Source organism: Pantoea sp. XAF26B01_ASV70, assembly GCF_054512635.1.
In genome coordinates this window covers 2,747,416-2,770,178 of record NZ_CM137251.1, presented here as the reverse complement: position 1 = coordinate 2,770,178, position 22,763 = coordinate 2,747,416, and the positions used below count along the sequence as shown (strand labels likewise).

Annotated in this window: 22 protein-coding genes, 3 tRNA genes and 2 pseudogenes; 16 read left to right on the top strand and 11 right to left on the bottom strand. The window is 52.0% G+C overall.

Going from position 1 to position 22,763, the window contains the following annotated elements:
- Positions 1 to 58 precede the first annotated feature (58 nt).
- A complete protein-coding gene (locus ACX8ZY_RS13085) occupies positions 59 to 973 on the top strand; it encodes a DMT family transporter (RefSeq protein WP_421665031.1) in 915 nt (304 codons plus the stop codon).
- Positions 974 to 977: 4 nt separating this feature from the next.
- On the opposite strand, the gene rutG is transcribed toward ACX8ZY_RS13085, so the two are convergent.
- From rutG to rutA, 6 genes are read right to left on the bottom strand one after another with little or no spacing between them, the layout of a single operon-like run.
- The gene (gene rutG, locus ACX8ZY_RS13080; protein WP_459260066.1) at positions 978 to 2,306 is read right to left on the bottom strand and encodes a pyrimidine utilization transport protein G; all 1,329 of its coding nucleotides are present in this window, start codon (positions 2,304 to 2,306) and stop codon (positions 978 to 980) included.
- Positions 2,307 to 2,352: 46 nt separating this feature from the next.
- Positions 2,353 to 2,868 (bottom strand): NADH-dependent FMN reductase RutF, encoded by a 516-nt coding sequence (rutF, locus tag ACX8ZY_RS13075; protein WP_029518970.1) that lies wholly within the window; start codon positions 2,866 to 2,868, stop codon positions 2,353 to 2,355.
- Positions 2,869 to 2,887: 19 nt separating this feature from the next.
- Complete coding sequence (gene rutD, locus ACX8ZY_RS13070; protein ID WP_033766883.1) at positions 2,888 to 3,697, bottom strand: pyrimidine utilization protein D; 810 nt, start codon at positions 3,695 to 3,697, stop codon at positions 2,888 to 2,890.
- Positions 3,697 to 4,092 carry a pyrimidine utilization protein C gene (gene rutC / locus ACX8ZY_RS13065; protein ID WP_033779453.1) on the bottom strand — a complete coding sequence of 132 codons (396 nt, stop codon included), beginning with the start codon at positions 4,090 to 4,092 and terminating at the stop codon, positions 3,697 to 3,699. The genes rutD and rutC overlap by 1 nt, the downstream gene beginning before the upstream one ends.
- Positions 4,093 to 4,112: 20 nt before the next feature.
- Positions 4,113 to 4,826, bottom strand: a complete 714-nt coding sequence (gene rutB, locus ACX8ZY_RS13060) for a pyrimidine utilization protein B (protein ID WP_010246624.1) — start codon at positions 4,824 to 4,826, stop codon at positions 4,113 to 4,115.
- The gene (gene rutA, locus ACX8ZY_RS13055) at positions 4,826 to 5,917 is read right to left on the bottom strand and encodes a pyrimidine utilization protein A (RefSeq protein WP_158131857.1); all 1,092 of its coding nucleotides are present in this window, start codon (positions 5,915 to 5,917) and stop codon (positions 4,826 to 4,828) included. The genes rutB and rutA overlap by 1 nt, the downstream gene beginning before the upstream one ends.
- Before the next feature lie 306 nt (positions 5,918 to 6,223).
- Here rutA and rutR point away from each other — a divergent pair, with 306 nt between their 5' ends.
- Together rutR and ACX8ZY_RS13045 are read left to right on the top strand one after the other, a co-directional pair.
- Complete coding sequence (rutR, locus tag ACX8ZY_RS13050) at positions 6,224 to 6,859, top strand: HTH-type transcriptional regulator RutR (protein ID WP_003849991.1); 636 nt, start codon at positions 6,224 to 6,226, stop codon at positions 6,857 to 6,859.
- 38 nt (positions 6,860 to 6,897) lie between these two features.
- A complete protein-coding gene (locus tag ACX8ZY_RS13045; RefSeq protein ID WP_421665030.1) occupies positions 6,898 to 7,872 on the top strand; it encodes a metal-dependent hydrolase in 975 nt (324 codons plus the stop codon).
- A gap of 46 nt (positions 7,873 to 7,918) precedes the next feature.
- Here the strand turns inward: ACX8ZY_RS13045 and cycA are convergent, their stop codons facing one another.
- A complete protein-coding gene (gene cycA / locus ACX8ZY_RS13040) occupies positions 7,919 to 9,313 on the bottom strand; it encodes a D-serine/D-alanine/glycine transporter (protein WP_022625909.1) in 1,395 nt (464 codons plus the stop codon).
- 286 nt (positions 9,314 to 9,599) lie between these two features.
- Here cycA and ACX8ZY_RS13035 point away from each other — a divergent pair, with 286 nt between their 5' ends.
- From ACX8ZY_RS13035 to ACX8ZY_RS13025, 3 genes are all read left to right on the top strand, one after another.
- Positions 9,600 to 10,295: an extensin-like domain-containing protein gene (locus ACX8ZY_RS13035; RefSeq protein ID WP_010669801.1), complete on the top strand. Its 696-nt coding sequence runs from the start codon at positions 9,600 to 9,602 to the stop codon at positions 10,293 to 10,295.
- Between the two features lie 1,169 nt (positions 10,296 to 11,464).
- Positions 11,465 to 12,187 carry a transcriptional regulator SdiA gene (gene sdiA / locus ACX8ZY_RS13030; protein ID WP_045140567.1) on the top strand — a complete coding sequence of 241 codons (723 nt, stop codon included), beginning with the start codon at positions 11,465 to 11,467 and terminating at the stop codon, positions 12,185 to 12,187.
- A gap of 122 nt (positions 12,188 to 12,309) precedes the next feature.
- Positions 12,310 to 12,921, top strand: coding sequence for an acyl-homoserine-lactone synthase (locus tag ACX8ZY_RS13025; protein WP_029518973.1), 612 nt, complete (start codon positions 12,310 to 12,312; stop codon positions 12,919 to 12,921).
- Positions 12,922 to 12,956: 35 nt separating this feature from the next.
- Here ACX8ZY_RS13025 and ACX8ZY_RS13020 read toward each other — a convergent pair whose 3' ends face one another.
- On the bottom strand, positions 12,957 to 13,181 hold the full coding sequence (locus ACX8ZY_RS13020) for a DUF2594 family protein (RefSeq protein WP_003849983.1): 225 nt from the start codon (positions 13,179 to 13,181) through the stop codon (positions 12,957 to 12,959).
- A 432-nt stretch (positions 13,182 to 13,613) separates the two neighbouring features.
- Between ACX8ZY_RS13020 and uvrY the strand changes: the two genes are divergently transcribed.
- The 6 genes from uvrY (at position 13,614) to ACX8ZY_RS12990 (ending at position 17,153) form a co-directional block, all read left to right on the top strand.
- The gene (gene uvrY / locus ACX8ZY_RS13015; RefSeq protein ID WP_010246608.1) at positions 13,614 to 14,273 is read left to right on the top strand and encodes a UvrY/SirA/GacA family response regulator transcription factor; all 660 of its coding nucleotides are present in this window, start codon (positions 13,614 to 13,616) and stop codon (positions 14,271 to 14,273) included.
- Positions 14,266 to 16,098 (top strand): excinuclease ABC subunit UvrC, encoded by a 1,833-nt coding sequence (uvrC, locus tag ACX8ZY_RS13010; protein ID WP_421665028.1) that lies wholly within the window; start codon positions 14,266 to 14,268, stop codon positions 16,096 to 16,098. Before uvrY ends, uvrC begins: the two co-directional genes overlap by 8 nt.
- Positions 16,099 to 16,167: 69 nt before the next feature.
- Positions 16,168 to 16,716: a CDP-diacylglycerol--glycerol-3-phosphate 3-phosphatidyltransferase gene (gene pgsA / locus ACX8ZY_RS13005; protein WP_010246604.1), complete on the top strand. Its 549-nt coding sequence runs from the start codon at positions 16,168 to 16,170 to the stop codon at positions 16,714 to 16,716.
- 150 nt (positions 16,717 to 16,866) lie between these two features.
- A tRNA-Gly gene (locus tag ACX8ZY_RS13000) sits at positions 16,867 to 16,942 on the top strand.
- A gap of 40 nt (positions 16,943 to 16,982) precedes the next feature.
- A tRNA-Cys gene (locus tag ACX8ZY_RS12995) sits at positions 16,983 to 17,056 on the top strand.
- Positions 17,057 to 17,066: 10 nt separating this feature from the next.
- Positions 17,067 to 17,153, top strand: a tRNA-Leu gene (locus ACX8ZY_RS12990).
- Positions 17,154 to 17,257: 104 nt separating this feature from the next.
- Here the strand turns inward: ACX8ZY_RS12990 and ACX8ZY_RS12985 are convergent.
- The 3 genes and pseudogenes from ACX8ZY_RS12985 to ACX8ZY_RS12975 all read right to left on the bottom strand — a co-directional run.
- Positions 17,258 to 17,716, bottom strand: a pseudogene (locus tag ACX8ZY_RS12985) (site-specific integrase); the annotation flags it as partial.
- A gap of 392 nt (positions 17,717 to 18,108) precedes the next feature.
- Positions 18,109 to 18,333, bottom strand: a pseudogene (locus ACX8ZY_RS12980) (phage regulatory CII family protein); the annotation flags it as partial.
- Between the two features lie 46 nt (positions 18,334 to 18,379).
- Positions 18,380 to 18,583 carry a hypothetical protein gene (locus ACX8ZY_RS12975; RefSeq protein WP_031593538.1) on the bottom strand — a complete coding sequence of 68 codons (204 nt, stop codon included), beginning with the start codon at positions 18,581 to 18,583 and terminating at the stop codon, positions 18,380 to 18,382.
- 113 nt (positions 18,584 to 18,696) lie between these two features.
- Between ACX8ZY_RS12975 and ACX8ZY_RS12970 the strand changes: the two genes are divergently transcribed.
- The 4 genes from ACX8ZY_RS12970 to ACX8ZY_RS12955 all read left to right on the top strand — a co-directional run bounded on the left by ACX8ZY_RS12970 (position 18,697) and on the right by ACX8ZY_RS12955 (position 22,664).
- The gene (locus ACX8ZY_RS12970; protein WP_031593537.1) at positions 18,697 to 19,275 is read left to right on the top strand and encodes a helix-turn-helix transcriptional regulator; all 579 of its coding nucleotides are present in this window, start codon (positions 18,697 to 18,699) and stop codon (positions 19,273 to 19,275) included.
- 11 nt (positions 19,276 to 19,286) lie between these two features.
- Positions 19,287 to 20,165: a BRCT domain-containing protein gene (locus ACX8ZY_RS12965; protein ID WP_158131855.1), complete on the top strand. Its 879-nt coding sequence runs from the start codon at positions 19,287 to 19,289 to the stop codon at positions 20,163 to 20,165.
- A gap of 98 nt (positions 20,166 to 20,263) precedes the next feature.
- Positions 20,264 to 21,301 carry a phage integrase gene (locus ACX8ZY_RS12960; protein ID WP_158131854.1) on the top strand — a complete coding sequence of 346 codons (1,038 nt, stop codon included), beginning with the start codon at positions 20,264 to 20,266 and terminating at the stop codon, positions 21,299 to 21,301.
- A complete protein-coding gene (locus ACX8ZY_RS12955; RefSeq protein ID WP_158131853.1) occupies positions 21,291 to 22,664 on the top strand; it encodes a DUF6602 domain-containing protein in 1,374 nt (457 codons plus the stop codon). Before ACX8ZY_RS12960 ends, ACX8ZY_RS12955 begins: the two co-directional genes overlap by 11 nt.
- Positions 22,665 to 22,763 lie beyond the last annotated feature (99 nt).

Sequence of the window (22,763 nt, the reverse complement as noted above, 5' to 3'; positions counted from 1 at the left end):
GTTGCTTTTCCCCCTCGCTCTCCCCACAATATTGTCCTGACACATCATCAGGTGAATTATGTCGGACACACTCCGCGGTTTAACCCTGCGCCTGACGCGGCAGGAGCTGGTATTACTTTTCATCACCATGATCTGGGGCGGCACCTTTCTGGTGGTGCATCGTGCGATGCAGCACTCCGGCCCGTTTTTCTTTGTCGGCCTGCGTTTTGCCACCGCCGCGCTGTTGCTGGCGCTCTTTTTCCGCCGCTATCTGGCAGGCATGACCTGGCTGGAGGTGAAAGCGGGTGCGCTGATTGGCCTGTCGATCGCCGGGGGCTATGGTCTTCAGACGTGGGGAATGCAGACCATCTCCAGCAGTCAGTCCGCCTTTCTCACCGCCCTCTATGTCCCTGTCGTGCCGTTGCTGCAATGGCTGTTTCTGCGCCGTCCGCCGGGATTGATGTCGTGGCTGGGGATTGTACTGGCGTTTACCGGCCTGTTGCTGGTGGCCGGGCCGCAGGATGGTCGCATCACTCTGAATGCGGGTGAAATAGCGACGCTGATCAGTACCCTGGCGATCGCTGCCGAAATCATCTTAATCAGCCGCTACGCCGGTAAGGTCGATGTGCGCCGTGTGACCCTGATCCAGCTGGCGGTGGCGTCGCTGTGCGCCTTTGGTCTGATGATCCCCAATGGGGAAACGGTGCCTGCCATCTCAACGCCGCTGCTGCTCAGCGCGCTGGGGCTGGGTGCGGCCAGCGCCCTGATTCAGGTCACCATGAACTGGGCGCAACGCAGCGTTTCGCCGACCCGCGCCACGGTGATTTATGCCGGGGAACCGGTCTGGGCCGGCGTCATGGGGCGTATTGCGGGTGAGCGCCTGCCTGCGCTGGCGTTGCTGGGCGGCGCGCTGATCGTCTGCGGGGTGATCGTCAGTGAGCTGCGGCTGAAACGAAAAAAAGCGGTGCAGCCTGCTGCCACACCGCTGGAGTAGGTCGTTAACCCTGCTGTCGCGCCATTGGCTTGTCCTGCTTTGCCGCACTGCGTCGGCGCAGAATCGCATTGAGGATAATCGCGCCAAAGGTGGCGGTACCGATACCCCCCAGCGTGAAAGAACCGATTTTCAGCGCGAAATCACCGGCACCGAGCACCAGTGTGGTCGCCACCATGATCAGGTTACTGTTCTGGCCTAAATCGACATGGTTCTGCACCCAGATGCGGGCACCTGCGACTGCAATCAGCCCGAACACCACAATGGATGCGCCGCCAATCACCGGTGCCGGAATAGTGTGGATCAGCGCACCAAACTTCGGCGAGAAACCGGCGAGGATGGCGATGACCGCCGCGGCGACAAATGCCAGCGTAGAATAGACTTTGGTCACCGCCATCACCCCGATATTTTCGGCATAGGTGGTGACGCCACTGCCGCCGATCGAGCCGGAGAGCATGGTGGCCAGGCCATCGCCAACAAAAGCGCGTCCCATGTAAGGATCGAGATTGCGTCCGGTCATACCCGCCACCGCTTTCAGATGCCCGAGGTTTTCAGCCACCAGAATGATCGCCACCGGGGCGATCAGCACCATCGCCTGCAGATCAAAGGTGGGTGCAGTGGTGTGCGGCAGACCAAACCAGGCAGCCTGTGACAGCAGGGTAAAATCGACCGGCTTACCCAGCCCCAGACCGTTGGTCAGCAGCGCATAGATCGCCCAGGCCAGAATCAGGCCGACCAGAATCAGCAGTCGCTGAATCATCCCGTGGGTAAATACCGCTACCAGACCAATGCAGAGTACGGTCATCACCGCAACCCAGCTGTCGAACGACGAGGCGGAGACGCTGTGAACCGCAATCGGGGCCAGATTCAGCCCGATAGCCATCACCACTGCACCGGTCACGACCGGCGGCATCAGATTTTCAATCCAGCGCGTGCCGGACTTCATCACCACCAGACCAATCAGCGTGTAGAGCAGGCCGCAGGCTATCACGCCGCCCAGCGCCACGCTGAGATTGGGATTCAGCCCCTGACCGCTGAAGCCGGTTACCGCAATGACCACGCCGACAAAGGCAGCGCTCGACCCGAGATAGCTGGGCACCCGACCGCCGGTGATAAAGAAGAACAGCAGCGTGCCTATACCCGAGACCAGAATGGCCAGATTGGGATCCAGCCCCATCAGCAGGGGCATCAGCACCGTTGCGCCAAACATCGCTACCGCATGCTGTAAACCCAGCACCAGCGTCTGCCCCAGAGGCAGGGTCTCATCCGGGGCGATAATACCGTTTTCTGTTAATGCCGACTTCTTTTGCCATTGCGGAAACCAGGATCGTGCCATCGTCTACTCCAGAGCGTTATGAATGCCGGTGGGATTCAGGGAAGTGTTAACAGGCATCCTGCCGCAACAGGGGATGGTATCCCCGGTCAAACCACGCCAGACCGTGGGTGTCGTCATTGCGCACTAATCCCACGACTTCGCAGAACAGCGTGTCATGCGTACCGACGCTGACAATCTGAGTGATGCGGCAGTCAAAGGACGCGACGGCGCCGCTCAGCACTGGCGAGCCGGTCACGGCCGTTGACCACTCAGCGGCAATAAAACGATCAGCCATTGGTGTTTTGCCGCCGAACAGATTGGAGAGCGTTTCATGGCCCGCCGCCAGCGTATTGACGCAGAGCTGCATATTTTCGCGGAACACCGGGTAAACCGAGGCAGAGCGGTTAAGGCAGACCAGCAGCGTCGGCGGCGAATCCGTGACGCTGCACACCGCCGAGGCCGTAAAGCCTGCGCGTCCGGCCGGGCCTTCAGTGGTGATGATGTTGACCGCAGCACCGAGCCGCGACATCGCATTACGAAACTCAGTTTTCTCAACGGCAGGGGTAAGGGTATCCAGGCTCATCGTGTTCTCCGCGAAAAGGTTATCCGACGACGCGCTGCAGCGGCTGCACGTCATCAGTCTGATCCAGCCACTGCAGCAGCAGGGCATTAAAGTTTTCGGGGGCGGTGACGCTCATGGCGTGGCCGCCCCAGGCCATCATCTGTTCAGTCGCATTGGGCAGGGCCGCGGCCAGCTCAGTTGAGCAGCTCCATGGCACCAGCAGATCGTCCTGGCTGGCGATCACCAGCACCGGTTGTGGAATGGCAGCAGCCCGCGCGCTGAAGTCGGCGCTCATCAGGGCGTGCAGCCGCCGCATCAGATTTTCCATCCCCTGAAAATGTGCGACGTGATGGCTATCTTCCTGATCCAGCCGTGTCTGATGCTGTGCCATCCACTCCGCAGGATAGAGAAACAGCGGCTGAGCGCGGACAAATGCCTCGACGCCGACGTTGAGCAGCAGGTCCTGACGCACCTGAAAGCAGCGACGGGTATGGGGATGCAGCGTCAGCCAGCCATTGATCACCGCGATCCGTTCGATCCGATCCGGATAATCCAGCGCCAGCTGCATCCCCATCAGACCGCCCAGCGCGTGCCCGATCAGGCTGAAGCGCAGGATGCCGTGCTGCGCCAGCGCGGCGGCCAGTTCTGACGCCATCATCGCCATGCTGTAGCCTTCCGGCAGGCTGTCAGCGCTGCGACCGGTGCCGCGCTGGTCATAGGTCACCACCCGATAGCGTGCCGTTAGCGCGGCCAGCTGCGGCTGCCAGAAACCCGCCACGCCGCCCAGACCGGATGAGAGCACCAGTGTCGGTGCATCGGGATTTTGCAGACCCAGAATATCCAGCTGCATCAGACCTCCGCTTTGCCGATGTGCGCCACGCTGGCGATCTCAATCAGCGCATCAGGCTTGACCAGACCGCACTGAATACAGAAGCGCGCCGGTTTTTCGCCGGGAAAGAACTCGGCATAAACCTGATTCACCGCGGCGTAGTTCGACCAGTCGGTGATAAAAATCGAATTAAACGTCACATCGGTCATGCTGCCACCGGCGGTCTCGATCACCTTTTTAATGGTTTCCAGCACGTGGCGGGTCTGCGCTGCGGCATCACCCACATGCACCACGTTGTTGTCAGCATCAAACGGCAGCGTACCCGAGACATAGACCACGCCATCCGCCAGCGTGCCGGGAACGAACGGGGCAATGGGGGTGGAGGTGCCTGGCGGAACAATAATACTTTTCGGCATAGCGTCGTCCTTATCGTGGATTAGCGGGCATTCAGGCTTTCGCAGAAGGTATCGACATCCGATACCCAGCCAAAAAAGGTTTCGATATTGAACAGGGCAGCCTGCTGAGCAAAGGGCGGGCCGGCCTGATAAGTGGCGTCTTCCAGCACCACGCCGAAGTACTCCAGAAAGAAGCCGTCGCGCAGCGTCGATTCAACGCAGACGTTGGTCGCGATGCCGGTAAACATCAGATGACGGATCCCGCGGCTGCGCAGCATGCTGTCGAGCGGGGTGTTATAGAAGCCGCTGTAACGTGATTTCGGCAGCACGATGTCACCGGGTTGCGGCACCAGTTCATCGACCAGCGCGTAATCCCAGCCGCCTTTTGACAGCAGCGACCCCTGCAGTTCAGGCCGTTTACGCATGGTTTTCAGGGCATTCGATTTGTGGAAATTGGGGGAACCGGCGTCGCCCGCTTCTACATAGTCACTGTCCCAGCCGTTCTGGAACCAGATGATCTGAACGCCTGCCGCACGGGCCGCCGTCACCGCCTGATGGATTTTCGCAATCACCGGCTTGGTGGCGGAAACATCGAAGCCCGCCAGATCGAGATAGCCGCCTTCAGTGGCGTAGGCGTTCTGCATATCCACGACAATCAGCGCGGTCTGGCCAGGCGGAAAGGCGATCGGCTCTGGCCGCGCCGGCAGTTCAACCTGGGGAACATCCGGCGTGTGAGCACAATAAACGGTAGCCATCATGCCACCTCCTGCTGTGCGTCGAGCAGGGCGCTGCGACAGGCCATCAGCGGCTGAATGTGCTGCCCGAAGTTCTCGATACCCTGCAGGAAGTCATCAAACGTCAGCAGCACGCCGTGGGTGCCTTCGACCTGCGCAACCTCATCCAGCATCCGCGCCACGCTGGCATACGACCCCACCAGGGTGCCCATATTGATATTGACTGCCGAGGTCGGATCCGCCATCTGGCGCACATTGGTGTCGCTGCCCGATTTGGTGTCCTGCTGACTCTGAGTGGTGAGCCAGGAGAGCGCCTCTTCATCCGCACCGGCTTTGTAGTGTTCCCACTTCGCCCGCGCTTCTTCGTCCGTTTCAGCAGCGATGATCATAAACAGCACATAGGAGCCGACATCGCGGCCCGCTTTTTCAGCGGCCTGCTTCATGCGAATCGAGGTAGAGCTGAACGCGGCAGGCGTGTTAACACCTTTACCAAAGCAGAAGTTGTAATCGGCGTGCTGAGCAGAGAAGGCCATACCGGCATCGCTCTGTCCGGCGCAGATCACCTTCATCGGGCGCTGCGGCTGCGGACTCACCCGGCAGTCGTTCATGGTGAAGAACTCACCTTTAAAGTCCGATTTTCCGGTGCCCCACAGGTCGCGCAGCACGGTAACGTATTCGGTCAGATAAGCGTAGCGGCTGCTGAAGTACTCATCGCCAGGCCACATTCCCATCTGTTCATATTCCGGCTTCTGCCAGCCGGTCACCAGGTTGACGCCAAAGCGACCGCCTGAAATGGAATCGATGGTGGAGGCCATGCGCGCCACAATCGCCGGAGGCAGCGTCAGGGTGGCGGCGGTGGCGTAGATCTCAATGCGTGATGTCACGGCGGCCAGGCCTGCCATCAGGGTGAACGACTCGAGATTATGATCCCAGAACTCGGTTTTTCCGCCGAAGCCGCGCAGTTTGATCATCGAGAGCGCAAAATCGAAATGGTAATGCTCTGCTTTCAGCACGATCGCTTTGTTCAGTTCAAAAGTCGGCTTGTACTGCGGCGCATTGGACGAAATCAGCCAGCCATTGTTACCAATCGGAATAAAGACGCCTATCTTCATGTGAAACCTCGTTGCGATGGGGGAAAGGTGTTTCACGCGCTGCACTGCATCCTGCATCGTCCGTGTGGGCCGCGCTCAGTCACAATTCTGCAAACTGTGTGCCACTTTTTTTATTCTTTTAGATAACAATGAGTTAAAATTAACCCGAAAGAGGTAAGTGGAGTAACTGGTCCATTTCAGACCGTCTGGTCAAAATTCGCTGCACGTTTTCCATGCAGGCTGAGCAAAAAAGGTGCAGGGCGCGGATTGGGCAGCGATGAATCCCTTTGCTATGATGCGCTGACACCAGAAGGATGAGGTAAACGTGTGAATACCGATGAAAAAAAGCCAACGCGACGTTCGCGTGCGGTCGCGGCGAAGCGGGCCGCCATACTGGAAGCGGCATTAACCTTCTTCTCACAGTTTGGCATTCACGGCACCAGCCTCGATAAGGTGGCCGAGCTGGCCGATGTCTCTAAAACCAATCTGCTCTACTATTTTCCCTCTAAAGAAGTGCTCTATGTGGCAGTGCTTAAGCAGATTCTGGATGTCTGGCTGGCACCGTTACGCGCGCTGGCGCACGATCAGGATCCACTGGTCGCGATTCGTCGCTACATCCGGCTGAAGCTGGAAGTGTCGCGCGATCATCCTCAGGCTTCCCGGCTCTTCTGTCTGGAGATGCTGCAGGGTGCTCCGCTTCTGAAAGGGGAGCTGGCAGGCGATCTTAAGCAGCTGGTGGATGACAAAGCGGCAATTATTGAACGCTGGATTGATGAAGGACGACTGGCGGGCGTACAGCCGCAGCATCTGATCTTTATGCTGTGGGCCACCACGCAGCATTACGCCGATTTTGCCACTCAGGTTGAGGCCGTTACCGGCCAGACGCTCAGCGATCCGGCGTTTTTCGATCAGGCTGTTGATAACGTGCAGCGCATGATCATCGAAGGGATTCGCGTACGCTAATTCAGGATACATCCACGGTTCAGGTACGGAGTTAATCAATGGATTCTGTTTCGCAGCTGGTGCTGGGTGCCTCAGTCAGTGTCGCAGTGATGGGACGTCGGGTGCCGGTCTGGCAGGCCGCGCTGGTGGGCGGCGTCTGCGGCACCTTACCCGATCTCGATGTCTTTCTTGATCATGGCGATGCGATACGCAACATGACCCTGCATCGCACGGAAACGCATGCGCTGCTCTGGCTCACGCTGCTCTCGCCACTGATTGCATGGCTGGTGGCGGGTCTGTTTCGCCAGCGGGTGAAGTGGGCAGCATGGTGGCCTGCCATCTGGCTGGCGCTGATTACCCATCCGCTGCTCGATTTGATGACGGTGTATGGCACCCAGCTTGGCCTGCCGATCACCGATTATCCTTATGCCATCGGCAGTATCTACATCATCGATCCACTCTATACGCTGCCGCTGCTGGCAGGTCTGGGCGTCGCGCTCTGGCGGCGCAGTGATAAAGGGCTGCGCGGAAACCGGCTCGGGCTGATGCTGAGTACCCTTTATCTGGTCTGGAGTGTGGTGATTCAGGGCGTCGCAGGCTGGCAGATCAGAGCGTCGCTGGCGGAGCAGGGTATTCCGGACAATAAAGTGCTGGTGACGCCCACGGCCTTTAATACGCTGGTATGGCGCAGCGTGATTATGACGCCGGATCGCTATGGCGAAGTTTACTGGTCGCTGTTGTCGCCCTCACGGCCACTGCAGGTGGCGTGGTATCCGCGTCATCCTGAACTGTTCGACGCCTTTCGGGGCAGCTGGTATGCAGAACGTGTCGCCTGGTTCAGCCACGGCTTCTACGCGCTGCGGGAGCAGGACGGGCAGACGACGATTGCCGACCTGCGCATGGGCGAAGGCGATAAGTATACCTTCACCTTTGGTCTGGGCACGCCTCAGCAGCCCGATCCCCGGCCGCAGCGCTTACCTAATGAACGCCCCTCTTTATCCGCCATTTTCTCTGCGCTGGGCGATCGCCTGTAAAAAAAAGCCCGGTCATCTGACCGGGCTTTGTTCATGATATTACCGATTAGCGGCTACGACGATTACGCAGCATCCAGCCCACACCCAGCAGGGCAAACCAGAGTGGCGTAACCATCAGCGCCTGGCGCGTATCTTCCTGCAGCGTCAGCAGCACCAGCACAAATGCGAAGAATGCCATGCAGACCCAGCACATGAATTTGCCCAGCGGCATCTTAAATGCCGACTCCGCATGGCGCTGCGGATGCTTTTTACGGTAGGCCAGATAGCTGCACAGAATGATGGTCCAGACGAACATAAACAGAATGGCCGAGACGGTGGTCACCAGCGTGAAGACCTTCATCACATCCGGGATCAGGTAGATCAACGCCACACCAATCAGCAGGCACAGGCAGGAGAAAAACAAGCCGGTAGTCGGCACCGCACGGGCAGAGAGTCGGCCAAAGGCGCGGCTGGCCACACCCTGCTGCGACAGGCCATAGAGCATACGGCTGGTGGAGAAGATGCCGCTGTTGGCTGAGGAGGCGGCAGAAGTCAGCACCACAAAGTTAACGATACTCGCAGCCGCAGGCAGACCAATCAGAACGAACATCTCAACAAACGGACTGCGATCGGCCATCACCTGGGTCCAGGGCGTTACCGCCATAATCACCATCAGCGCCAGCACGTAAAACATAATGACCCGCAACGGAATAGCATTAATCGCGCGCGGTAACACTTTATGCGGATTGTGGGTTTCAGCCGCTGCCGTGCCCACCAGTTCAATGCCGACAAAGGCAAACACCGCAATCTGGAAGCCGGCAAAGAAGCCGCTGAGGCCTTTCGGGAACATGCCGCCGTGATCCCAGATGTTGCTGAGTGACGCTGTGCCGCCGCCCGGTGAGGGGTAGTGAATCGATACCAGCACAATCCCGGTTACGATCAGTGCCACAATGGCGACGATTTTAATGATCGCAAACCAGAACTCCATCTCGCCAAACAGCTTGACGGTGGCAATATTGAGCGCCAGAAAAACCACCACGCAAAGCAGGGCGCTCATCCAGATCGAGAAGCCCGGAAACCAGAGCTGGAAATAGGCGCTGATTGCCACCACGTCGGCAATGCCGGTTACCACCCAACAGAACCAGTAGGTCCAGCCGGTAAAGTAGCCCGCCCACGGGCCAAGCAGATCAGCGGCAAAATCGCTAAAGGATTTGTACTCAAGGTTGGAGAGCAGCAGCTCCCCCATGGCGCGCATCACAAAGAACAGCATAAAACCGATGATCATATAGACAAAAATGATCGAGGGGCCAGCCAGGCTGATGGTTTTACCGGAACCCATAAACAGGCCGGTACCGATAGCGCCACCAATGGCGATCAGCTGGATGTGACGATTGTGCAGATTGCGCTGGAGTTTATCGGGCGTCTCGTGGGTGCTTGCGGTTTCTTTAGATTGATCAACCATAGAATTGTCTTTCCTGTCGTGATGTTGTGTTCAGCTCTGCTGGCTGTTAGTCAAGGCGTCTGCCTGAGGGCAAGTCGGCATAAGATAGAGGAAGAGAGCCGGAATCGGGTAACGCTTTTTTACCAATTGTGATGCCTGCCGTCCCGGAAGCGGCAATAAAGCGCGATTTTGTTCAAACCTTCGTCAGCCTGGGTAATTATTCATCACGTTATGTCAGTCAGGCGGCGTGAAGGGCGATGCGCTTCTACACTTTTTGTTTGCTAATCATCATGCTGCGAGAGGGACTATGCGCACGCTTATCCTGTTTTTGCTATTGCTTGCGCTGGGATGGGTCAGCTTACCCTGGCTTAAGCAGCATCTGCCGCCGCAGTTTAATCCCTTTACGCCACTCTCTGTTACCGATCCGCCGGGCTGGATGACGCAGATTAAGATGAAAAGGCTGGCCAGCGATCCTGACGCATGTCTGGCGGTGATGCGCCGCGCTCAACAGGCGGGCTGGGTCAGCTTCAGCGAGCGTCCGGACGTCACGGGTCACTGTCCGCTCAGTCATCCGCTGCGGGTTCAGAAATTTGGCCCGGTCAGCCTCAGCAGCAGCTTTCTGGCCAGCTGTCCTATGGCCGTCGCCAGCACCATGTATGCTCTGCGCAGTCGTGAACAGACCGCCAGAGAGATGCACAGTCCACTGGTACGAATTACGCATGTCGGCAGTTACGCCTGCCGTAATATTTATCATCGTGCTCAGGGGCGGCTCAGTGAACATGCCACCGCCGATGCCTGGGATGTGACAGGCTTTCAGCTGGCTGATGGCCAGCGGCTTGAGGTCAGTCGTCACTGGCAACAGCCGGAAGAAAAAGCGGCAATGCTTCATACGCTGTGGCGTGGCGGCTGTGAGGTATTCGGCAATGCGCTGGGGCCGGACTATAACGCCGCTCACGCCTCACATTTTCATCTGGGTATGCGTGGTGCAGGCTACTGCCGATAAATCATCAGACAGGATTAATACCGTGTTTGATTAAGAAATGTTCTTATGGTGCCAGTAAAACCCATCCAGTTATCATTGCTGAACCTAATCCCTTACTGAAATAGTCTGACAACAGGTCAGGATGCTCCTAAAAAAACCGATTTCAGGGCCATTTGTAAGAATAAAACGATGCCTGCGGGATAAAACCCTTGCGCAAATTCTCAGCGTCATTTGCTCAGCGCCTGTTGGCGGCATGATGAAATTATTTCATGATTGCGCTGGCAGAAATAAGGGAAAGGTATCGCATAAATAAAAAAGTGCGTGATTAAGAAAAGAACGGATTTTACCTGCAAATTTATTTTCAGATGATTTAGTTGCGTGACTATCGTTAAAGTGATTTAACTGATTAAAATAGAGTCAGTGTTGAGCATTACGCCATTAATAGTGCTCTCCGCCACGTATTGCGGTCAGACAGCAGAGTAAGTAAACGAGACTTTACGGACGCGCTGTCCTGGATCAGGTATTTGCAGTCAGATAAGTGGATAAACCACAGCAGGATGTGAATCGACCGGCGCAGAGCACGGTCGGGCAGGGGAGACCCGAAAAGGTTTATTAAACAGCACATCGTTACGCTTACAGGGCTGCCACTGAAAACCGGGACAGGTCTTTCACCGGCAAGCGCGTGGCGTGGGCAGCAAGCCGGTTAGCTGCCTCAACAGACGCCACAGGGGCTGAGGGGTCGTCTGACGAAACCGGTCCTGATGCTGCAAAGAGAGAGCCGGGCTTATTTCCTGATAAAAAATATGTCAGAAATTTGTCACTGCCGCTTCGCTTATAACGGAGTAATTAACGCCTTGTTTACTCGTTATTTACCCAACAATCAGCATCGCGATTCAATATTGTCAGCAGACGTTTCGGGTCTGAGATAAAATTGCACTGGAGGTCAGGGATTGAAATCCTATCAGAAAAATCTTATTCTCCTGGGGTGATTGAAATTGCTGTGATCGGCCTCACCTTGTAAAGGCAGGAACACTTTTTCACTCCGCTCCAACGGTGAAAGGTTAAATGCGCTGTAGATCGCGACAGATTCGTCCTGAACGATAAATTAATTTTCTTCTGCAAATTTATTTTATCCGATGAATCCGAATGAATATTACCGGAAGGGCGAGTGAAATTAACGCTGAGGCAATATGAGCACTGAAAATTATTTCGCCTGGCGACATGAAGCGAAAGAACAATTTCAGGCATTAACGGTTTCTTCTGAATTGAAGCCGTTATTGCAACAATTTACTGAATCATTAGGCTTCGATTATTTTGCCTTTTTGATTCAGCACCCGGTGCCTTTTAACCGACCGCGCATTCATTTACATAGCACCTATCCCAGATTATGGGTTAAACGCTATGAGAAGCAGAATTATTACGCTGTCGATCCGGTGCTCAGGTTGTGTCAGCGACCGGGCAAAGGCATGGCGTGGACGGAGGAACTCTTCGCCGACGCCGGCAATTTGTGGCATGAGGCGAGAGAATATGGGCTGCAGAGCGGATTTTCTTGCTCTGCAATGGCACCAAATCGCGTCATTGGTATATTATCTATATCGTCGCAACAGCCCATTTCTGTCCAGCTCTGCCATGCTGAGCTGGAGGTGAAACTACACCTTTTAGCGGAACTAAGTCTGGATACGCTGGAACGCTTTAGCGATGATGCAATGATGGTACTAAAAAAAGAGTTTAGTCAGCGCGAGCTGGAAATTTTGAAATGGACAGCTGAAGGAAAAACGGCGGTCGAAATTTCACTTATTTTATCCATCTCTGAACATACCGTTAACTTTCACCAAAAAAACATGCAAAAGCGTTTCAATGTTTCCAATAAAACGCAGATTGCCTGCTATGCAGCGGCAATCGGACTGATCTGAACATAAAGCAACGGCTACACTTCGCCGTTCCTTTGCACAGGTCTGTTGTCTACCCTGCGCCGGGACTTTGCCAGGCTGGCGCAAAGAAATCATTGCAAACATGGGGATGTCAGAGGCGCATGATGAAAATAGTGCAAACGCAATTAAAGGATATGCCATCCTCTTTGCTTGCCGAACTCGGCAGCTACCGATACAGCGTCTTTGCGCGCGGCGAAGGGTGGTCAATTCCGCCACGTCTGAGCACGCCAGGACAGGAATATGATCGCTACGATCGTTCAGATGTCACCTGGCTGATCGCATGGAATGCGCGGGAGGGCATCAGCGGCTGTGCGCGTCTGATGCCCTGGTTCGAACCTGAACTGAGTGAAGGCATCGTACTGCCTTTCAGCCATGAGAAAGTGTGGGAAATGTCGCGCTTCTCGGCACGGCTGGATGTGGACGCTGAACTGCCACTGAATATTCTCTGGCACGCCGTGCAGCTGGCAGAATTGAACGGTATGGAATACATCATCAGTTCGGCAACGCCGATGCTGGAGAAGATGTTTGAAGAGCATCAGGTGGTGTATGAGCCGCTGACGCCGGGACTTATTCTGTCAGAAGATAATCTGTTTGCGATCCGTATTCCGGTGGTTCAGCCAGCGCTGGCTGAAAAGTATCGGGGAACGCGGCGCTTTAGTCCGGAAGAGGTGCTGCCTACGCTGGGCGTTTCGGTTAACTGGCAGGCGCACAGTTAATTAATTTGCCCCCGCGGCTGTGGGGGCAAGCAAGCTTACTGACGGTAGGCTGTTTTGATCTGCTTAATGGTATTGCTGAATACTTCCGCCTGAGGCTTGTCGCCCAGCGTCTGTACATAGCGTTCCATGTTGATAATCACTTTGCCGGCATCAGCCTGGCCCATACCTTTCAGGATCAGGGTGATCATCATCTTCAGACCCGCGATTTCATCCGCTAATTTCCGGGCTTCCTGCGAAGTTGCAAAATCTTCATCGCTCATGCGTTTCTCCTTGGTGAATGACAATGTGTCGGCAATCTGTCCGAACAGCAGTGCGTGAGTATATCACAGGGTCAGTAAGTTGCTGGAGCAGCCGGTTCGCTTCGCTATAAACAGCTGGTTTGTCCAGTACAACTAATCAATCGCTGAAAGTAATTACAGGTGTTGCCGGGCCAGATATCACAAGGGCCTGCAGCGATAAGGCACAGCAAAGTCTGGTGTTAATACCATGAAATAGTAAGAGTTTAAGGATTATTCAGTACGCCTGTCGGTTGTAAGAAATCTCTGTTATTGCTGGCTGCACGGGGCTGGAAATCGTTATGCGAAGCGTCGACTGTTTTGCTTTGTTGATGTGCTTTTGAGGTAAAAGCGGGTATGATTATCGCCTGTATTCGTTAATTGATTCCTCTTTTTTTAGCCTCTGGAGTTTCCCCGTTGATCAGTGTGCTTCTTGTTGATGACCATGAACTTGTCCGTGCCGGAATCCGTCGCATCCTTGAGGATGTCAAAGGTCTGGCCGTGGTCGGAGAGGTCAACTGTGGCGAGGATGCCGCTAAGTGGTGCCGTGCCAATCAGGTTGATGTGATCCTCATGGATATGAACATGCCGGGCATCGGTGGACTGGAGGCGACGCGCAAAATCGTGCGTTACAATCCCGATATCAAAATCATCATGCTGACCATTCACACGGAAAATCCGCTGCCTGCGAAAGTGATGCAGGCGGGGGCTGCAGGCTACCTCAGTAAAGGGGCTGCGCCGCAGGAGGTGATCAATGCGATTCGCTCGGTCAATGCCGGACAGCGCTACATCGCTTCAGATATCGCTCAGCAGATGGCGCTGAGCCAGATTGAGCCACAAAAAGCGGAATCCCCCTTCAGCTGTTTGTCGGAAAGGGAATTGCAGATTATGCTGATGATCACCCGTGGACAAAAGGTGACGGAAATTTCCGAGCAGTTAAATCTCAGTCCTAAAACCGTTAACAGTTACCGCTACCGGATGTTCAGCAAGCTGAATATCAGTGGCGATGTAGAGTTAACGCATCTGGCCATTCGACATGGCCTCTATAATGCGGAGCCGTTAATCAGTAGTGAATGACGTTTTTGATTCCAAAGCCTTTCTGAGTACGGTAACCAGCAAGCCCGGTGTTTACCGCATGTATGACGCCTCAGGCACCGTCATCTATGTGGGCAAAGCCAAAGACCTGAAGAAGCGTCTGACCAGCTACTTCCGCACTCAGGTCGGCAGTCGCAAAACCGAAGCGCTGGTTAGTAATATCCAGCACATCGATGTCACCGTAACCCACACCGAAACCGAAGCGCTGCTGCTTGAGCATAACTACATCAAGCTCTACCAGCCGCGCTACAACGTGCTGCTGCGCGACGATAAATCTTACCCCTACATCTTTCTTAGCAGCGATACCCATCCGCGACTGGCGATGCACCGTGGTGCAAAGCATGCCAAAGGCGAATACTTTGGCCCGTTCCCCAACGGCTATGCGGTGCGTGAAACGCTGGGGCTGCTGCAAAAAGTTTTCCCTATCCGCCAGTGCGAAAACAGCGTCTACCGCAATCGCTCCCGGCCCTGTCTGCAATATCAGATTGGTCGCTGTCTGGGTCCCTGTGTCGCGGGACTGGTCAGTGAGGAGGAGTATGCGCAGCAGACCGATTACGTGCGCCTGTTCCTGGCGGGGAAAGACGATCAGGTTCTCAACCAGCTGGTCAAACGGATGGAAGAGGCGAGCATCGGCCTGCGCTTTGAAGAGGCGGCACACCTGCGAGATCAGATTCAGGCTGTGCGACGGATCACCGAAAAGCAGTTTGTCTCGAATCAGGGTGATGACCTTGATGTGATGGGTGTGGCTTATGAAGCGGGCATGGCCTGTCTCCACGTGCTGTTTATCCGTCAGGGCAAAGTGTTAGGCAGCCGCAGCTACTTCCCGAAAGTGCCCGTCGATACCGATCTGGCTGAGGTCGTTCAGACCTTTGTCGGGCAGTTCTACCTGCAGGGCAGCGAGGCACGTACGCTGCCTGGCGATATTTTGCTGGACTTCACCTTGCCAGAGCGTGAACTGCTGGCTGAGTCGCTCAGTGAGCTGGCCGGACGTCGGGTGAGTATTCAGAGCAAGCCGCGCGGGGATCGCGCCCGTTATCTCAAACTGGCGCGCACCAACGCCGCGACGGCGTTAACCACGCGTCTGTCACAGCACTCCACAATTCATCAGCGGCTGATGGCGCTGGCGGAGTTTCTTGAGCTGGACAAAATTAAACGCATGGAGTGTTTCGATATCAGTCATACCATGGGTGAGCAGACCATCGCCTCCTGCGTAGTGTTCGACCAGAATGGTCCGCTGCGTGCCGATTATCGTCGCTACAACATCAGCGGCATTACGCCGGGTGATGACTACGCCGCCATGAATCAGGTGCTACGCCGCCGTTATGGTAAAGCGATTGAAGAAGATAAGATCCCGGATGTAATTCTGATCGATGGCGGTAAGGGCCAGCTGTCTCAGGCGAAGCAGGTCTTCGCGGAACTGGATGTGCCCTGGGACAAAAGCCGGCCGATTTTACTCGGCGTAGCGAAAGGCAGCGATCGTAAAGCCGGACTGGAGACGCTGTTCTTTGAAGCGGAAGGTGAGGGCGTTTCGCTGCCACCCGATGCGCCAGCGCTGCATGTGATCCAGCATATTCGTGATGACGCTCACAATCATGCCATTTCAGGCCACCGTAAAAAACGGGCCAAAGTAAAGAACACCAGCGCACTGGAAAGCATCGAAGGGGTGGGGCCGAAACGGCGTCAGCAACTGCTTAAGTACATGGGGGGCCTGCAACCGCTGATGAACGCGTCGGTGGAGGAGATCGCCAATGTACCCGGTATCTCACATGCTCTGGCAGAAAAAATATACTACTCGTTGAAACACTAGCATTGAAACGGGGGGGGCAATGTAGGAACATAGGCTAAATTCTACCTATATCCAGACAGTTACCGGCATATGCAATTAAACATTCCGACGTGTCTCACCCTGTTTCGAGTCGTGCTCATCCCGTTCTTTGTGCTGGCTTTCTATCTGCCGTTCACCTGGGCGCCGCTGGCGACTGCACTGATTTTTGTTTTTGCTGCCATCACCGACTGGTTTGATGGCTTTCTGGCGCGCCGCTGGAAGCAGACAACACGCTTTGGTGCGTTTCTCGATCCGGTAGCGGATAAAGTGATGGTGGCCATTGCGCTGGTGCTGGTGGCTGAATATTTCCACGCCTGGTGGATTACGCTGCCCGCTGCCACCATGATTGCACGCGAGATCATTATCTCTGCGCTGCGTGAATGGATGGCGGAGATTGGTAAACGCAGCAGCGTGTCGGTTTCCTGGATTGGTAAAGTGAAAACCACTGCCCAGATGTTCTCACTGTTTGCCTTGCTGTGGCGTCCTGATGCGACCGTCGTGGCGATTGGTGTGGTGGCGTTATACATTGCTGCCGTGCTGACTTTCTGGTCTATGTTCCAGTATTTAAGCGCCGCGCGCGGTGATCTGCTCGAACCGTGATCGATACGATTTAAAAAGCAGCAAACGGACGCGCTGTGAGGATAATTTTATTGACTCATTGCGTCATCTAAGTAGAATGCATCGCATCGAACGGCAGCCAGGCTGCCAGAAGATAAATAAAATCAGCAGGTTCGACGAAATTGCTGAATTGCGGGAATAGCTCAGTTGGTAGAGCACGACCTTGCCAAGGTCGGGGTCGCGAGTTCGAGTCTCGTTTCCCGCTCCAGATTCGCAGGTCAGGTTAACCTGACGGCACATCAGTTTAAGGCGCGTTGGCAGAGTGGCTATGCAGCGGATTGCAAATCCGTGTACCTCGGTTCGACTCCGGGACGCGCCTCCAGTTACACCCTGCCCGGGTGGTGAAATCGGTAGACACAAGGGATTTAAAATCCCTCGGCTGTAAGGCTGTGCGGGTTCAAGTCCCGCCCCGGGCACCATATCGAATTACCAATAAAATCAATGATAAGCAGTGTCGTATGACCGCCCCTCAGAGGCGGTTTTTTTGTGCCTGAATTCAGCTTCCTAATATCCACTCCTAATATTATTTCTCTTTCACCTGTCCGCCAACTACGGGAACCACCACTATTTTTCTGTCATAAGCTGCAGTCTGCTCCACATTTTTATGCCCCGTAATGGCTCTCTTCTCGTACAAATCCCCCTCCAGATCAGACACACCCTTTGTCTTCAAATCGTGAAAAGTGAAATCAAACAGTAGTTCTGGAAATTTGAGCTTTGCCGCTTCACGCGCAGCACTCCAGCGGCTATTAAACCCGTCCCGGGTGTAGCCTGAAGCATTAGGCTGGTGGATGATGAAAATACTGCTCATGCCTGGTTTGAGTGGTAGTTCAGTTGCCATTTTGATTGCTGCTGCAAACCGTGGCGACCATGCCTTGATCTGAGCAACACTGGTTTTACTCTGTTTGATCAGTATGCCCTCATCCATGATCTGGCTCTTTTTCATTGCGAGAATATCACCCTGACGCGAGCAGGTGAGGTAGGCACTGATCTCCTTAGTGGCATTTTCTGTCAGCAAATTAAACGTACCGGCTTTCATTTCGTCGAACCAATACTTTGCATTCACACATTCGACGCCTGGCAATGTGCGCTCAACAAAAGTCTTCGTTAAGTACGTATTGGCACGGGCAATGCCCTGTGATTTTTCCACCTCGGCGACGCGCCGTCTGACATCGATCTGTATCAGCATTGGATGCTGAGCGCATAATTGCTCAGAATGAGCCAAAGCCGTAATCAACTGATCGCGGCTTCGCAGTTCCTGATAAGTAGGATAGGGGCTGGCAATCGCTTCTCGTGGAGCATTCCACGGGTAAGCTTAATTCTCTGACATCATGCTTTGACCTGCAGATGTTTTCCGCGCTGTTCTTCAATCTCCTGACACTGGATTTGCGCTAGTAAGCCATCAATGAGCGTCGTGACATCGGTAAGCACTAACACTTCTTGCACTGTGAGCTGATGAGGCTGATCGGGATTCAGCTTGTTACGCAGCGTTTGTGCTCGCATACCAGCTCACTGCGCAACGTCTTCCATGTTGTGCGTTAGCGCGAACTTGCGGCAGGCATTGTCGTAATAGTTATGGGTAGAAACTTTGAAATCAAACATAGTCAAATTCCTCACTGCCGAACATAATCATTGGCAAAGTTGAATGTTAACGTGAGTGAAAATCAGCTTCTTTCGTAAAAGCGATCATGTTGATGAGCACTTTTTCCATCTTGCGAGCTTTTGACCTGATTGTTAGGCGACCATCTTTCACCATCAGGCGGCAGGCTTCGTAAGGTATACCGGTCACTTTTGCGAATTCCGGCAGCGATAAATAAGGGCTGCTCAAGGTAATTGAAAGTGGAGAATTCATCGTGCATCATTGTTCGTTAAGGTAAACGCGGGTAACGGCGTTTGGTGATTCAATATTGACTTCATTGGATTTCAAATTTGAACGTTTCAACGTTCACGTGGTGGAAAAGTTGAATGGAATTTTCAGGCGGGCAAGCTTTAGTTGATAGGTTATTTAAAGCCTACGGTTTTTCCACGCAGAGAGAGTTAGTAGAAAAGATTGGTGTTGGTCATGGCACGGTTAGTACATGGATTCGCCGTGAATACTTTGCCGGTGAAGCCGTAGTGCAATGCGCCTTAGATACTGGAGTTTCACTTGAATGGCTTGCCACGGGAAAAGGTGAGCCTGAAATAGCTGCTGTTCGCGAAAGTGAACAACAGTCCTCTAAAGTTGAAAGCCTGCCATTCAGTTCTATCGATTCCGGGCATCTGCAGCTACTGCAGCCGGTTTCAATACAGGCTTCTTTATTGCCGTCAGGTCACAAGAAAGTTGAAGTCATTCAGGTGCCGGAAGTCAGCACGTTTTATTTGGTCGATAAAGATTTTGCCAAACCGACCGATGGAATATGGATCACTCAGCGCGCTGATGTTGTGCGATGCGAAACGTTGCAAAGAACGCCGGGCAATCACTGGCGTATCGAAGGTGTGGATTGGCCTGTTAATGAAGTTAAATTAATCGCGAAGGTTATAGGAAGTATCAAACATAAATTGTAATTGGGGGTACTATGGATAGAAAACTCAGTGTTTATAACTACACACGCAACAGAGATAAGTTACTGGCAAATCTTGTCAATATCATAGAGGGTATGACATGTGACGGACAGGTTGATGCCAAAGAATTACTTTACCTTGATACTTGGTTATTGGAAGCAGAATCAATCAGCGAAAATTATTGCGTCCAGGTTATTCGAGATAAAATGGCAGCCATTTTAGAAGATGGTGTAATCGAAGAAGTTGAATTGAAGCAATTCAAAGATGATTTACTAAATATTCAACAAAACCTTCTCGATACCCCTGACGTTGACTTCTATTCAACCGAATCTGATAAACACCTTCTAGAAGGTCTGTGTAAAGGCATGCTAGCCAATCATGAGTTATCGGAAGATGAGATCCGCTATCTTCGTTGGTGGTTATCCAATAATGGTTTGTTAAAAACAAACTTCCCCGGTAAAGATCTTTATCTTCTGATTGAGAACATCTTGGCTGATGGTGTTGTAACACCTGATGAAAGAGAAGAACTGAATGAGGCTATGATAGCCTTTACGGGCTGCGATTTAGCCACTGGATCGGTTGATGGTCTTTCAATTCGTTCACCGCTTGAACATGTGGATGAGTTGAAAATCAAAGGCTCTGTGTTTTGTCTTACAGGAAAGTTTCTTTGCGGATCGCGTTCCTCCTGTGCCGCTGAAATTGAAGCGGCAGGCGGAATTGTAATCGATGACATCACTCAAAAATTAGACTACCTAATTATTGGGACTTTGAGTTCAAGAGATTGGCGCTATCAAAGCTATGGCCGAAAAATAGAAAAAGCCATTGAATACCGTGAAAAGGGACATTATTTGAAGATCATCAGCGAAGAACATTGGCGTCAGCATTCTGCATGATGCTCGTTATGTGGTCATGTTTAAAAGCCAGAAATCAAACATCGACTACTGTTTTTATATACAGCAAAAAGTCCTCATTTGTTTTTTGAGGAAACTGAATGTCTGTTAGAAAATCCGAAAACGGAAAGTGGGTTTGTGATTTTTACTCGGCGGGCAGAGGAAGTAAGCGAATTCGCAAAAGCTATGCAACTCGCGGCGAGGCTTTACGTTACGAGCGAGAGCAGCTAGCTAAAGGCAGCGATTCCAGCATAAACACTATTGAGGCAGAAGCCCGCGCGGTTCGCCTCAGTGAGTTAGTTAATGATTGCTATGAATTACATGGAAGGTCTTTGACCGATGGCGATGCAAGGTTGCAAAAATTGAAATCATTCTGTCATAACTTGGGTGACCCAGATGCTTTCACACTTAACCAAGAAATGTTTGCGGGCTATCGTAAGCAGCGATTGGCGGGAGACTTCACCGCTAATCCAAAGCATGGCATCAAGAAACTACCGAAAGAAGCCACAGTAAACCGTGAACACGCTTACTTACGTGCAGTGTTTAATGAACTAAAAAAGCTGGGACGTTGGAAAGGCGATAATCCACTTGATGGTGTGCGGCTCTTTCGCGAGAGTGAAAACGAACTGTCATTCTTATACGAGGAGGATATTAAAAGATTACGCCATGAGTGTGACGCATCATCAAATAAAGATCTTGTCATTATTTTACGTATTTGCCTCGCAACCGGCGCCCGTTGGAGTGAAGCCGAGCAGTTGAGGCAATCTCAAGTTATGCCTTTACGAATCACTTATACCAATACGAAAAGTAAAAAAAATCGCACTATCCCAATATCGAAAGGACTTCATGCATTAGTTCCGAAAAGTCGCGGTCTACTATTTGACAATGCTTATGATGTTTTCGGGTTTGCGATTGAAAGAGCGAACATTGAATTGCCAGACGGCCAACGCACCCATGTTTTGAGACATACGTTTGCAAGTCACTTCATGATGAATGGTGGAAATATATTAATTCTTCAGCAGATCTTGGGACATTCAACTATACAAATGGCAATGAGATATAGTCATTTTTCACCTGAACATCTTGAGGCAGCTATACAACTCAATCCCTTTGACAGAGTGCTTAAAAATGATAAATGAAGCAACCGAATTATTGAGTATTTTCGTTCGCGTTGAACAAGATAAGCTAAACAAGCAGAGTATGCCTCATATGCCTACTTTGGGCAAAGCTTATGAGGAAATTACTAAACAAGGTATTAATCAGAATTTTGCAATCCCCAAGGGATTGCAGCTTAATGTTGTTAGTGGGTTCATAAGGGTTGGAGATGAGCTCATACCAAACCAAATTGACTGCATGCTTATCAGAGGTGAGGCCGAGAGATATGGCATAACAGATGAATACATATGTGACATTGAAAACGTACTAGCTATTTTCGAAGTTAAAAAAAATCTTAGTAAAGATGATTTCACTGATGCATACGAGCATTTGGCCGTATTGAGGAAGAAGTACAGTGAGTATTTTTCAAACAAAATGGATGCCATGGAGGAGAGGCCCAACATAGATGTTGCCTCTGAAATATTTTCCAAGCTTACCGGCATAGCGGGTCCACAATGCTACGATGATATTTATTCTTTACCGGAGCAGCATCAAGTGCTCTTTTATTCGTTAGTGGTCGAACAACTCGCGCCTGTAACCATAATTCATGGATATGGTGGCTATAAAACTGAAAAAGGGCTTAGGGATGTTTTCGTTGATTATTTAGATGAGGAAAATTATCTAAAACAGCTAACTGAGAAGAAGCGTGCTCAAGAGGAAAAAAAAGGCGATTCAGTTACTATGATTCGTGGTATGAATAGCCTACCTACACTAATAATATCGAATGAATTCTCTTTGGTTAAAATAAATGGTCTTCCTTATTCATTTTCAATGCAAAATAATAAAGATGACTGGGTCGTAATAGCTTCATGCAGAGATAATCTACTTCGAATTATGCTAGAGCTTATATGGAGCAAGATTTCAGTTTTTTGTGAAGCGAATATGCCATGGGGAGATGATGATCAGGCTGAAAACTTAGCACCATTAATTTTTGCAAAGGTTGTTCGAAAGGATGAACATTTAGGTTGGCATTATAGATCTTTTGAATTATCAGCTAAGAAGTTAAGATCATTACTACCGATTAAATATGAACCATTTAGAATATCTAAGGCCGCAATTTACATTGTTCAACGTTTATCTTTTAAATCAGACGGGTATGCGATTAATGATGAAAATAGATTATTATGTAAACAAGCAGGATATGAGCTTGATGAAATAGTTGAAGAATTAATCTCTACCACTTACTTTGCTATTAATCAAAATAGTTTGTTTACTATACATAGGACCACTTACGTTCTTGATTTCGATGAATATGGAGTAGTAGATAGTCAGTTTCCTAGACTTAAACTTTGGTGCGATAAGAATAAGCTGAAGTTAGGAATTGTTTATTGTATCACGTTAAGTTAAATGACTACATTCATCCACATTGACCCAAGCAACCCCATATTGACCTTAGGAAAGTGCTGATTTTGCTTAAATTATTGAAATCATTGCTTCTATTAAGAT